Origin of the sequence: Pseudocitrobacter sp. 73 (assembly GCF_008369545.1) — a bacterium.
GTDB lineage: Bacteria > Pseudomonadota > Gammaproteobacteria > Enterobacterales > Enterobacteriaceae > Pseudocitrobacter > Pseudocitrobacter vendiensis.
In genome coordinates this window covers 22,822-35,664 of record NZ_VTZO01000032.1, presented here as the reverse complement: position 1 = coordinate 35,664, position 12,843 = coordinate 22,822, and the positions used below count along the sequence as shown (strand labels likewise).

Annotated in this window: 11 protein-coding genes and 4 tRNA genes; all 15 read right to left on the bottom strand. The window is 55.4% G+C overall.

The features are described from left to right. Positions 1 to 125 precede the first annotated feature (125 nt). A tRNA-Pro gene (locus F0Q32_RS23150) sits at positions 126 to 202 on the bottom strand. 41 nt (positions 203 to 243) lie between these two features. Beyond that, positions 244 to 331, bottom strand: a tRNA-Leu gene (locus F0Q32_RS23145). A gap of 21 nt (positions 332 to 352) precedes the next feature. Further along, a tRNA-His gene (locus tag F0Q32_RS23140) sits at positions 353 to 428 on the bottom strand. 56 nt (positions 429 to 484) lie between these two features. Next, positions 485 to 561: transfer RNA gene (locus tag F0Q32_RS23135), tRNA-Arg, on the bottom strand. Positions 562 to 663: 102 nt separating this feature from the next. Further along, positions 664 to 2,049 carry an amino acid permease gene (locus F0Q32_RS23130; RefSeq protein ID WP_149464874.1) on the bottom strand — a complete coding sequence of 462 codons (1,386 nt, stop codon included), beginning with the start codon at positions 2,047 to 2,049 and terminating at the stop codon, positions 664 to 666. A 214-nt stretch (positions 2,050 to 2,263) separates the two neighbouring features. Further along, the gene (gene wecG / locus F0Q32_RS23125) at positions 2,264 to 3,004 is read right to left on the bottom strand and encodes a lipopolysaccharide N-acetylmannosaminouronosyltransferase (protein ID WP_149464873.1); all 741 of its coding nucleotides are present in this window, start codon (positions 3,002 to 3,004) and stop codon (positions 2,264 to 2,266) included. A gap of 11 nt (positions 3,005 to 3,015) precedes the next feature. Further along, on the bottom strand, positions 3,016 to 4,356 hold the full coding sequence (wzyE, locus tag F0Q32_RS23120; RefSeq protein ID WP_149464872.1) for an ECA oligosaccharide polymerase: 1,341 nt from the start codon (positions 4,354 to 4,356) through the stop codon (positions 3,016 to 3,018). Further along, positions 4,353 to 5,432, bottom strand: a complete 1,080-nt coding sequence (locus F0Q32_RS23115) for a TDP-N-acetylfucosamine:lipid II N-acetylfucosaminyltransferase (protein WP_149464871.1) — start codon at positions 5,430 to 5,432, stop codon at positions 4,353 to 4,355. The genes wzyE and F0Q32_RS23115 overlap by 4 nt, the downstream gene beginning before the upstream one ends. Further along, the gene (wzxE, locus tag F0Q32_RS23110) at positions 5,429 to 6,679 is read right to left on the bottom strand and encodes a lipid III flippase WzxE (RefSeq protein ID WP_149464870.1); all 1,251 of its coding nucleotides are present in this window, start codon (positions 6,677 to 6,679) and stop codon (positions 5,429 to 5,431) included. Before wzxE ends, F0Q32_RS23115 begins: the two co-directional genes overlap by 4 nt. Before the next feature lies 1 nt (position 6,680). Further along, positions 6,681 to 7,811, bottom strand: coding sequence for a dTDP-4-amino-4,6-dideoxygalactose transaminase (gene rffA / locus F0Q32_RS23105; protein ID WP_149464869.1), 1,131 nt, complete (start codon positions 7,809 to 7,811; stop codon positions 6,681 to 6,683). Positions 7,812 to 7,815: 4 nt separating this feature from the next. Next, entirely contained in the window at positions 7,816 to 8,490 is a 675-nt protein-coding gene (gene rffC / locus F0Q32_RS23100; RefSeq protein ID WP_149464868.1) for a dTDP-4-amino-4,6-dideoxy-D-galactose acyltransferase, read from the bottom strand. Then, the gene (gene rfbA, locus F0Q32_RS23095; protein WP_149464867.1) at positions 8,468 to 9,349 is read right to left on the bottom strand and encodes a glucose-1-phosphate thymidylyltransferase RfbA; all 882 of its coding nucleotides are present in this window, start codon (positions 9,347 to 9,349) and stop codon (positions 8,468 to 8,470) included. The genes rffC and rfbA overlap by 23 nt, the downstream gene beginning before the upstream one ends. 17 nt (positions 9,350 to 9,366) lie before the next feature. Next, entirely contained in the window at positions 9,367 to 10,434 is a 1,068-nt protein-coding gene (gene rffG, locus F0Q32_RS23090) for a dTDP-glucose 4,6-dehydratase (protein WP_149464866.1), read from the bottom strand. After that, positions 10,431 to 11,693, bottom strand: coding sequence for a UDP-N-acetyl-D-mannosamine dehydrogenase (wecC, locus tag F0Q32_RS23085; protein WP_149464865.1), 1,263 nt, complete (start codon positions 11,691 to 11,693; stop codon positions 10,431 to 10,433). The genes rffG and wecC overlap by 4 nt, the downstream gene beginning before the upstream one ends. Next, positions 11,690 to 12,820: a non-hydrolyzing UDP-N-acetylglucosamine 2-epimerase gene (wecB, locus tag F0Q32_RS23080; RefSeq protein WP_149464864.1), complete on the bottom strand. Its 1,131-nt coding sequence runs from the start codon at positions 12,818 to 12,820 to the stop codon at positions 11,690 to 11,692. The genes wecC and wecB overlap by 4 nt, the downstream gene beginning before the upstream one ends. Between the last annotated feature and the right edge of the window lie 23 nt (positions 12,821 to 12,843).

Genomic DNA, 12,843 nt, shown 5'->3' with positions numbered 1-12,843 from the left:
TCAGAATCCGCCATCATAGTGATGTGCAGCGCGGCGAAAGGGGCGTTTTTTGCGAATGGAGAGAAATTCAGAAATGTGCGCGACGCGCAGAAAACAAAAAACCCCGCCGAAGCGGGGTTCAAAATTGGTCGGCGAGAGAGGATTCGAACCTCCGACCCACTGGTCCCAAACCAGTTGCGCTACCAAGCTGCGCTACTCGCCGAAATACTGCTTTTTGAATTTTTAGTTCAATCTTTAAAGTCGTGGTGCGAGGGGGGGGGACTTGAACCCCCACGTCCGTAAGAACACTAACACCTGAAGCTAGCGCGTCTACCAATTCCGCCACCTTCGCATTGTCACAACTTTTAAATAATGGGGTGGCTAATGGGATTCGAACCCACGACAACTGGAATCACAATCCAGGGCTCTACCAACTGAGCTATAGCCACCACTACAAATCTTTTACGCGGTCTTCAAAACCACCGCAGCTCCAGCACCGGGTAAATGGTGCGCCCGACAGGATTCGAACCTGAGACCTCTGCCTCCGGAGGGCAGCGCTCTATCCAGCTGAGCTACGGGCGCTTAGCGCCGTTGCGGGGTCGGATATTACGGACTTCCTACCCCGCTGTCTAGTGCCTTTTTAAAGAAAATTATCGTTTGCTCATGCTTTGTGCGTTTTGTCGCTTATTTCTCCACTTTTTGCAGATCTACGCCCCGATTCAGGCCAAAAACTTTATAAACCAGCGTGACAATCGCTAAAAAGAGAATGCCGACAACCAACGACAGGCGCGTATCTTCGTTGATTCCCATGCCGATCAGCACACAAACCAGGAACGCCATCGTTAAATAGTTGGCCCACGGGAAGAGCAGCGAGCGGAACGGATGGCTGGCAATCGCCTCTTTATGCGCGCGGCGGAAACGAATCTGACTAATCAGAATCACAAACCACGGTACCATCCCCGGAAGAACGCTGGCGCTATATACGTACACGAACACGCGCTGCGGGTTAGGAATAATGTAGTTGAGGCACGAGCCAATCAGCAGAATCACGATTGAGAGCGCCACGCCCGCTGCCGGAACGCCGCTACGCGATACTTTCGCCATTGCAGCCGGAAGCTGACGATTCTTCGCCAGCGCATAGAGCATACGGCCGCAGCTGTACATCCCGCTATTACAACCAGAAAGCGCCGCCGTCAGCACAACAAAGTTGATAATGCCCGCTGCAGCGGTAATCCCAATCTTCGCGAAAGTCAGAACAAACGGGCTGCCGTTGGTGCCGATTTCATTCCACGGGAAGATGGTGACAATGACAAAGATTGCGCCAACATAGAAAATCAGGATACGCCACAGCACTTTACCCACCGCGCTGCGCAGCGTGACCTGCGGGTTTTTCGCTTCACCTGCCGTCATGCCGATCAATTCAACGCCCTGATACGAGGCGACCACGATACAGAGCGCCGTCAGGAAGCCTTTCCAGCCGCCCGCAAAGAAGCCGCCGTGAGCCGTCAGGTTGTCGAAACCAATCGAGTGACCACCGTTACCAAAACCAAAGAAGATCACGCCGAGGCCAATCACAATCATCACAATAATGGTGGTGACTTTGATCATCGCAAACCAGAATTCGATTTCACCATACAGACGCACCGCAGCCAGGTTCGCCAGCGCCACCAGTCCGACGGCAATCAGCGCAGGTATCCACTGCGCCATCTCCGGGAACCAGAACTGTACATAGACGCCAATGGCGGTAATTTCCGAGATCCCCACCGCCATCCACATAAACCAGTAGGACCAGGCGGTGAGATAGCCAAAGAAGGGGCTCATATAGCGGTGCGCGTAAACGGCGAACGACCCGGTAACCGGCTCGATAAACAACATCTCGCCCATTGAGCGCATGATGAAGAAGACGAATATACCAGCCAGAATATAGGCCAGCAGTACCGACGGACCGGCCCACTTCAGCGTGCTTGCGGCGCCCATAAACAGGCCGACACCGATGGTGCCGCCAAGGGCGATTAATTCGATGTGACGGGCTTCCAGACCGCGCTGGAGCTCCGGTTTTTTCTCTGCCATAAATCCTCTTGTGTTTGCATGATTCCGGTCATTGCCGGTTATTTTTATGTGTATAACGCATTGCGTTGACGGGTAGGGAGATAACAAAAAACCGACGGATTTTCCATCAAGGGGGCGAATGGTTTAACAATTTTTGATAAATGGCAAATAAAGTATTAAAGATGTGAATGAATCGCGCAAATAGTGCGCAACCATTCACATTTTCAGGAAGGTATTACAGCTGATTGGTATAGTGCCAGCGCAGATAGCGCAGCAGGCGAAGCTGGCGGGTAATGCGGCTTGGCTGTGAAAGCAGGCGATAAAGCCACTCCAGCCCCAGATTCTGCCAGAACTTCGGCGCGCGCTTAACGTGGCCAGTAAAGACATCGTAGGTGCCGCCCACGCCCATATAGAGCGCATCCGGATAGATTTCGCGACAGTCGCGCATCAGGATCTCCTGCTTAGGCGAGCCCATGGCAACGGTAACGATTTTCGCCCCGCTGTCGCGAATACGCTCAAACAGCGCCTGCCGTTGTTCCGGTTTAAAGTAACCGTCCTGCGTGCCGACCAGATTCACGTTCCACTGCTGACGCAGCTTCGCTTCCGTCTGTGCCATCACTTCCGGTTTGCCGCCCACCAGAAAGACTGGCGTACCCTCTCTGCCCGCCCGTTCCATTAAGGCTTCCCAGAGATCGGCCCCGGCAACGCGTGAAACGTCCGCCTGCGGATATTTTTTGCGTACCGAGCGCACCACGCTAATGCCATCGGCATATTTATATTCCGCTGCGTTAATGAGGGTACGGACCTCCGCGTTATCTTCCGCAGTGAGCATTTTCTCAGCGTTAATCGCCACCAGCGTACCGCTTTTGAGCTGCCCATCGGCATACAGAAAGTCCAGCGCATGCTGCATGTTGCGCCAGCCGACAAGCTTCAGACCGCGCAGCTCGTAGGTTGGCGCGGTATGTGAATCAGTCATGAGTATCCTTTTCAAACATGCTTAAACTGTTTAAATCGCTGGTGAACCAGCCCCGCGCTTTCAAACAGCCAGTACAACATTTTTGCCACCAGTAAACAGAGGCCGAAAACAATCAGGAAAAAGACCACGCGCGAAACGAATGAATCCAGCCCTTCCCTTGCCAGCACAATCATATTGAAGATAGCGCCAAAACAGAAACTGTGCAGAATGGCCGCTTTATAGCGGTTAGTCTCTTCATTGCCAAGCATGTAGAGCCAGTCGAACCATTTAATGATAAGCCCCACCACTACCGCGCCTGGTGGAATAAACCACACGCCGCCCATCACCACCAGCGACCCAATCAGCGTGGGTGAAATCGCCAGCCCGGAGTGGTTATTCAGGACTTCCCAGGTGAAGTAGTTAGCGGTATTGAGCACAATGCCTGGACGGTCCGGCCACAGCCAGGTCGGGATGAAAACATAGAAGTCGCGGGCAATCGGCGCCAGCCCCTGGAACTCGATTTTGTCGTAGTTCTGCAACAACAGCGCCAGGTTTTCCCACGGCGAGAAGGTGTCGCGCGTCAGATAGAGGAAAGTGTAAAACGCTTCGTCGCCGCTTACATTCATGCCATAGCGCTTCAGCGCCAGCCAGAACATGCCGACAATGCCCATCACGCCCGCTGCCACCAGCATCCACAGGGAGATCCAGCCGCGAATAATGCCGATAAACAGGAAGATGGCGAAGGCGATAATAATGTTCGCGCGCGTGCCGCCAACGATGGCGTAGGTCAGCAAACCAAATGCGACGGTGCTGAGCAGGAAGAAAATCCACGCTTTCCAGCCAGGACGCAGGAAGTACACCACCAGCATCGCCGGAATAAAGAAGTAAAAGAAACGCTTCAGCGCTACGCCGGAAACTTCACTGGAGAAAATCTGGCTGTACGAGCGCAGCTTAAACAGCAGGAAGCCGTTATGCATAAAGAAGATGCCAACGGTCAGCAGCGCCAGCCCCATCAGCAGGATCCACGTCAGGTTCGTTTCCACCCGGTTCATGGTAAACAGCGGCCTGCGCGGCGACGTGGACGAGGCCGGACGCAGGCGCGTTTTATAGCTGACATAGTACACGGCGTAGAAGCAGACTGACGCCAGCAGCGTTTGCAGCAGGACATCAGGCGGCGCAACACCGACATCGAAGCGGAACACCAGCGTACAGGTGAGCGGGAAGCCGAAGAAGAACGTCAGTAAAAACAGCAACGAGAAGAAAACGTTGAAGTTAAAACGCACCCGGCGGAATTCAAACCACGTGAGCGTGCCGATAAACAGCGATGACAGCAGCCAAACGACCAACAGGCCGGTGAATTGCATTTCCGTCATGTCGGCTCTCCGGCGGCTAAACGCAAGGCACAATGCCAGGGCGCAAGATAGTTCGGGCGGAAGAAAGCGATCGCACTTTTATCAACCAGCGCCAACTGACGCTGGGCCTCACGCACGACCGCTTCATCCAGCGCGTCTTCGGTAAACAGTACCGGGATGTGCTGCTCGGTCATATCCTGCCAGAAGGGATTCTGCCGGTTGAGCACGCAGGGTACGCCCGCCTGGATCAACAGACACAGCGTGCCAATGCCCTGCTGGCGGGCAAAAATAAAGTAGCCCAAATCGCAGCGGCGTAATAATGTCAGATAGTCATCGAACTCCAGCTTTTCGCTGAGGATTTGCAGATTTTCTTCGCTGAACAGCGCCAGACCCGCGGCACGGACCTCGCTAATATACGCATCGTTATTGGCCGGATAGCCCATCGGCACAATCACCGTGACCGTGTCGCCAAACTGCTGATGTACCGCCTTCAGCGCGGCGATATGTTCATTGCTGCGATCGCCGGAATTCCCCACCAGAATGGTAAGTTTTCCGCTACGCGGCGCATCCGGCGCCAGCGTATTTAAGGCCGGGTCCATACGAGTCGGGAAGTAGAGCAGCTCGCCGGGCACGCGCGGGTGCAAACGGGAAAAATAACTGAGATCGCCGCGCGTGGCGAACACTCGTCCCACTCGCCCCTGCGCCATGCGGCGCAATGGATAGAACAGACGGAACTTCAGCCCCTGAGAAACCTCGTAGAGATCCGCTCCCCAGATATGCCAGCTAACCTGCGCAGGTTTAATACCGCCGCTCAGCAACGCCAGCCACAAGCCAGTATTGAACTGACCGTGGAAAAAGAAATGCTGCGCGCGTGACGCCTTTGCCCGCGCGACGACTGCTTTCGCCAGCGTTGCTTTATCGGGGTAACACTCGATGGCCAGGGCAGGAAATGCCGCCGCAAGGCTTTCGTCGCGACTCACCACCATAAACCGACGCGCATGCTCACTTACGCTCGCCAGTTCCTCGGCAAAGAAACGCAGTACGGTCTGGTTGTGGTGAGGGATATCCGATCCCAGTACATGTATCAGTGCTGTCATAGCCGTTTACGCCAGATTAAAAACGCGCCGCAACAAAGGGCGAAATAAACAATGTAGGTTGCCATATAGGCTTGTGCCGCGCCCAGTGCGCCATGCGCCGGGATCAGCCAGTGTGAAAACGCCGTTAAGAGCGTGAACTGGCTGATTTCCGCAAGGATATACAGGCGCAGAGACGCTTTGGCAATCACCAGATAACCGAATACGTAAGCCCCAACCTTCAGCACATCACCCACCAACTGCCACGCAAACAGATCGCGCATGGCGGCAAACTTCGCGGAGAAGAGCAGCCAGATGGCAAAATCGCGCAACACCCAAACGGTAAAGCTCGCCGCCGCGACAGCGGGTAAGACAAACTTCAACGAGCGAAGAATTTCGCGGGTGATCTCCGATTTTCCCGTTAAGCGCGATAACGTTGGCAGCAGATAGACGCTAAAAGACGCGGTAATAAATTGCAGATAGGCGTCAGAGATACTGCTCACCCCCTGCCAGATCCCCACTTCATCCCAGCTGTAATGCGCCGCCATCAGGTTTCGCATCATCACATATGCCACGGGCAGCGTGACCGAGGTGATGAGCGCCATCAGGGTGAATTTACCTAATTGCCCGGCAAGCCACTTGTCCCATTGCGGCTTCAGATATCCCCACGGAAGGGTACCACGGCGCGTCAACATCACCGCCGCCGGAATAACAATCAGCGCCGGCACCAGCGCCAGACCGAGCAGCGCGCCCTGATAGCCACCAAAGCGATAGCACGCGTAATAGGCCACGACGCCGATAACGCTCCCGGCAATCAGCGAAAGCGCATTGCCCGCCGCATCGCGAAAGCCTTTCATCAATGCCAGCAGCAGGTTCGCCCACGCGATGCCCATCTGCACCAGCGCAACCAGACGCACCAGTCCCTGATACTCCGTGTGACCAAACAGCCCCTGGCTGATAGGTGCGGCGGCCAACAGGAAAACAATGGCGAGCAGCGTGGAAAACCCCAGCACCATCGCTGACGACGTGCCGACCACTTTACGTAGCTGCGCCGGGTCATCATGATGCTGGGCAACAAATTTCGTTACGCCGTTAAAAATCCCTGCACCCGCCAGCACGCCAAGCACCGTGACCATTTGACGGAAGTTACCCGCCTGCCCAACGCCTGACGGCCCGAATGACACCGCCAGCAGTTTAACCACCAGCAGGCCAACACCAATTTTTACCAGCGTGGACGCGGCGGTCCACATAGAAGCTTTAGCCAGCGACATATCAGGCGAAGTAATTCAGCAGCGTGTTGATCACCGTTCGCTGATTGACCGCCGCCAGATTGTAGAACAACGGCAGACGGAGCAAGCGCTCGCTTTCCTGAGTAGTGAAACGATCTTCTCCATGGAATTCACCAAACTTCTCACCCGCCGGGCAAGTGTGCAGCGGAATGTAATGGAATACCGCCAGAATCTCTGCTTCTTTCAGGAAGGCGATAAGCTTGCTGCGATCGTCGTTATCGCGCAGCTTGATATAGAACATGTGCGCATTGTGGCCGCAGTTTTCCGGCACCGAGGGCAGCTCAATTCGCCCGGCTTTCGCCAGTGGTTGCAGCGCATCATAGTAAGTTTGCCACAGCGCCAGACGCTGCTGGTTGATGCGCTCAGCGGCTTCCAGTTGCGCCCATAAATAGGCCGCCTGCAAATCAGACATCAGGTAGCTGGAGCCAATATCGCGCCAGGTGTATTTATCCACCAGGCCACGGAAAAACTGGCTGCGGTTGGTGCCTTTCTCGCGGATGATCTCCGCGCGTTCTACCAGCGCTTTATCGTTGATTAACGTCGCACCACCTTCCCCGCCCGCGGTGTAGTTTTTCGTTTCATGGAAGCTAAAGCAGCCAATATGACCGATAGATCCCAGCGCGCGGCCTTTGTAGGTCGACATCACCCCCTGCGCGGCGTCTTCAACGACAAACAGATTATGCTTCTTCGCGATGGCCATAATGGTGTCCATCTCACAGGCCACACCTGCGTAATGCACCGGCGCAATCGCGCGGGTTTTATCGGTGATCGCCGCTTCAATCAGGGTTTCGTCGATATTCATGGTGTCTTTGCGCACATCGACAAAGACGATTTTCGCCCCACGCAGCACAAACGCGTTGGCGGTGGAAACGAAGGTGTAGCTGGGCATGATCACTTCATCGCCCGGCTGGATATCCAGCAGCAGCGCCGCCATCTCCAGCGATGCGGTGCAGGACGGCGTCAGCAGCACTTTCGCACTACCAAAATGCTGCTCCATCCACTGCTGGCAACGACGGGTAAAACCGCCATCGCCGCACAGTTTGCCGCTAGCCATCGCGGATTGCATATAGTCGAGTTCGGTTCCCACCACCGGCGGGGCGTTAAATGGAATCATGGTGTCACCTGTATAACCAGTATGCGGTGCTGACAATGTTCGCCCCGCTTTGAATGTAGCGTTTCAGTGCGGCGGTGTTGCCGATTTGCGTCGCCACCCGCAACGTCGACAGGCCGCGCGTTTGTGCCCAGCACAGTGCCGCCTGCATTAATTCTGCTCCCGCGCCGCGCCCGGCCAAAAGGCCAATACGCGCCTCACTGGCGTTCACTTCACGCAGGGAAACAAATGCGCGGATCGTGCCGTCATCACGACGAAAAACCAGACATTGATCGTCGAAAGTGCCTTTTACCGCGTTTTCGATCCACTGCGCGTAAAACCGCCCGCTGGCGTCGATGGCATACCACGGCGCGCGAAAACGACTTTGGGCGAATGCCTGCGCGGCGAGCTGGCGGAGTTGTGGAATATCGTCAACCGTCGCCACCCCGGCAGATGAACGGGTAACGGTGGTTACCGTCAGTGCCAAATCCACCTCGCCCTCCACCAGTTGAAAACCCAGCTGTTGTAACGCATCCAGTTGGTCCGTCCGATGGGCGGCAATTTTCGCCTGTACGCGTGACCAGCCGTTCAGCGCTTCAGGCGTCAACGGCGCGGCCTGTTCGTCAAAAAGAACCTTCGCGCTGTTAATGCCGAAGAACTGGTTCTCCCAGCTCAGCGGTTCAATACTGGCGCGGACGAGCACGGAGCAGCTCCAGCAGATATTGGCCGTAGCCCGTTTTGGCAAGCTGAGCAGCGGCGCGTTTAACGCCTTCGTCGTCCAGCCAGCCGTTGCGCCAGGCGATCTCTTCCAGACAGGCGATTTTGAACCCCTGTCGTTTTTCAACCGTCTGTACGAACATGCTCGCTTCAATCAGGCTGTCATGCGTGCCGGTATCGAGCCAGGCAAAGCCGCGCCCCAGCAACTCGACCGTGAGTTTCCCTTCATCCAGGTACATCTGGTTGATAGAGGTAATCTCCAGCTCACCGCGCTCGGAAGGTTTTACCCGTTTCGCATACTCCACCACATTACTGTCGTAGAAATAGAGGCCGGTTACTGCCCAGTTGGATTTTGGCTGCTTCGGTTTTTCTTCCAGCGAAATCGCGCGGAAGTTGTCGTCAAATTCCACCACACCGAAACGTTCCGGGTCCATCACCTGATAGCCAAAGACCGTTGCGCCTTCGCTTCGCGTAGCGACGCTGCGTAGTTTCGGGCTAAAGCCCTGGCCGAAGAAGATGTTATCGCCCAGCACCAGGCAAGAAGGTTCACCATTGAGGAACGTTTCGCCAATGATAAACGCCTGCGCCAGCCCATCCGGGCTCGGCTGTTCAGCATATTCGAGATGAATACCGAATTCGCTGCCGTCGCCCAGCAGGCGCTGGAAATAGCCTTTATCTTCAGGCGTGGTAATAATCAGGATTTCGCGGATCCCTGCCAGCATCAGCACAGACAGCGGATAGTAAATCATCGGCTTATCATAGACAGGCAGTAGCTGTTTCGATACGCCGCGCGTAATAGGATGCAGGCGAGTACCAGACCCGCCAGCCAGAATAATACCTTTCATCCGTTTTCTCCTCCGGGTTAACCCTTCAGACCCAAACGTTCGCCCTGATAACTGCCGTCCTGCACCTGTTTCCACCAGGTTTCGTTAGCAAGATACCATTGCACGGTTTTGCGCATTCCGCTTTCGAACGTCTCTTCAGGCACCCAGCCCAGTTCACGTTCGATTTTCGACGCGTCGATTGCATAACGCAGGTCGTGCCCCGGACGGTCGGCAACATAAGTAATGAGATCGCGATAGTGTGCAACGCCCTGCGGCTTGTGTGGCACCAGCTCTTCAAGCAGGGCACAAATAGTCTCAACCACCTCAAGGTTTTTACGCTCGTTATGGCCGCCGATATTGTAGGTTTCGCCTACGGCACCCTCCGTCGCTACCCGATAAAGCGCGCGCGCATGGTCATCCACATACAGCCAGTCGCGGATCTGCTGACCATTGCCGTAAACAGGAAGCGGTTTTCCCGCCAGCGCGTTGAGGATCATTAACGGGATCAGTTTTTCCGGGAAGTGATACGGGCCATAGTTGTTGGAACAGTTGGTGATGAGCGTGGGCAGACCATAGGTACGCAGCCATGCGCGCACCAGATGGTCGCTGCTTGCCTTCGACGCGGAATAAGGGCTACTGGGCGCGTACGGTGTGGTTTCGGTAAAGAAATCATCTGCCGAATGCAGGTCGCCATACACTTCATCGGTCGAGATATGATGGAAGCGAAACGCCGATTTCCTTTCTTCTGCCAGCGTATTCCAGTAGCTTCTCGCCGCTTCCAGCAGTGTATAGGTGCCGACGATATTGGTTTCGATAAAAGCGGCCGGGCCGTCGATCGAACGATCGACATGGCTCTCTGCCGCCAGATGCATTACCGCATCAGGCTGATATTCGCTAAAGACGCGCGTGAGCGCCGCACTGTCACAGATATCGACCTGCTCAAACGCAAAACGCTCACTGTTGGCAACAGGAGCCAGCGACGCCAGATTTCCCGCATAGGTGAGTTTATCGACGACCACGACGGCATCCGCCGTCTGTTCGATAATATGCCGCACGACCGCGGAGCCGATAAAACCGGCCCCGCCGGTGACCAGAATCCGTTTCAACGCCACACCCCTTTCGCATCGACGATAAAGGATTGCGTCACGCTCTCGGCGGCGATGGCTTTAAATTCATTGTGATCAACCAGCATGACGATCACGTCTGCCTGAGACAGCGCGTCAGCGGTGGAAACCAGCGAACACAGTCCGTCGAGTTTTTTCGGCAATTGATGAATATTCGGTTCAACGACCAGCGTTTCACCGGCATGCCATTGGGCAATCAGTTCGGCGATTTCCATGGCCGGGCTTTCACGCAGGTCATCAATGTTCGGTTTAAATGCCAGGCCGAAGCAGGCAATTTTCAGTTCGCTGGCGCGTTTGTTGGTTGCCGCCAGGCAATCCGCCACGTTGGCTTTGACCTGGTCAATCACCCAGAATGGTTTGTGATCGTTTACTTCGCGGGCGGTGCGAATCAGACGCGCCTGCTGCGGATTCTGCGCCACGATAAACCACGGGTCGACGGCAATGCAGTGTCCGCCCACACCAGGGCCCGGTTGCAGGATGTTCACGCGCGGATGACGGTTCGCCAGGCGAATCAGTTCCCAGACGTTGATGCCCTGATCGGCGCAAATCAGCGACAGTTCGTTGGCAAAGGCGATGTTAACGTCGCGGAAGCTGTTTTCCGTCAGCTTGCACATCTCCGCCGTGCGGGCGTTAGTCACCACACATTCACCTTCGAGGAAAATGTTGTACAGCTCGCTGGCGCGCGCGGAGCACACCGGCGTCATACCACCAATCACGCGGTCATTTTTGATGAGCTCGACCATCACCTGCCCCGGCAATACGCGCTCCGGGCAGTAGGCGATGTTGATATCCGCCTGCTCACCTGCCTGCTGCGGGAAGGTGAGGTCCGGGCGCAAATCAGCCAGCCAGGCGGCCATTTGCTCCGTCGCGCCCACCGGGGAGGTCGACTCGAGGATCACCAGTGCGCCTTTTTTCAGCACCGGCGCAATCGACTTCGCCGCCGCTTCAACAAAGACCATATCCGGCTCATGATCGCCTTTAAACGGCGTCGGCACAGCAATCAGGTACGCATCGGCTTCAACAGGCGTGGTGGTCGCGCGCAGGTGGCCTTCATTTACCGCCGTCTTAACAACGTTGTCGAGATCGGGCTCAACAATATGAATTTCGCCACGGTTAATCGTATCAACCGCGTGCTGGTTGATATCCACGCCGATGACCTGTTTTTCCCGTGATGCAAAGGCCGCAGCAGTAGGGAGGCCAATATAGCCAAGACCAATTACCGAGATGGTAGAGAAACTCATAGCGTTACCTGATTATTTTTGAGGGCTGATAAGATACGTTCACACGCCTGGCCATCACCATATGGGTTATGTGCCCGGCTCATCGCCTGATATTCGTTTTCATCGCACAGTAGCCGTGACACTACTTCGACAATCTTACGGCTGTCTGTGCCCACCAGACGCACCGTACCGGCATCAATGGCTTCCGGGCGCTCGGTAGCGTCACGCATCACCAGCACCGGTTTACCCAACGACGGCGCTTCCTCCTGAATCCCGCCGGAATCCGTGAGGATAAGCCAGGCGTGATTCATCAACCAGACGAAAGGCAGGTAATCCTGCGGCTCAATCAGAATGACGTTGTCGACATGGCCCAGAATGCGGTTCACGGGCTCACTCACGTTCGGATTCAGGTGCACAGGATAAACAATTTGCACATCCGGATGGGTAGCCGCGATTTCGGCCAGCGCATGGCAGATATGTTCAAATCCACGGCCAAAACTTTCGCGGCGATGGCCGGTAACCAGAATCATCTTTTTACCGTTGGCTAAGAAAGGATAACGCTGTGACAACGTATTGCGCAGCGTTTCATTGCTCAGCACGCGATCGCGCACCCAAAATAGCGCATCAATGACCGTGTTGCCGGTGACAAAAATACGGGTGTCAGCAATGTTCTCTTTCAGCAGATTCTGGCGCGACGTTTCCGTTGGCGCGAAGTGATACATGGCCAGATGCCCGGTCAGGGTACGGTTGGCTTCCTCTGGCCACGGTGAGTAGAGATTACCCGTCCGCAGCCCGGCTTCAACGTGACCGACCGGAATACGTTGATAGAAAGCGGCCAGACTCGCAGCCACGGTGGTGGTGGTGTCGCCGTGCACCAGCACGACGTCCGGTTTAAATGATTCCAGAACCGGTTTTAATCCTTCCAGGATTCGGCAGGTAATTTCTGTCAGCCCCTGACCCGGACGCATAATGTTGAGGTCGTAATCAGGGACAATGGAGAAGAGATTTAGCACCTGATCGAGCATCTCGCGATGCTGTGCGGTGACACAGACTTTGGCCTCAAAATGAGGATCTCTTGCCAGCGCATGAACCAGAGGCGCCATCTTGATCGCCTCCGGACGCGTACCAAATACAGTCAGTACTTTCACATCGATTCTCTTCGATTGGATGA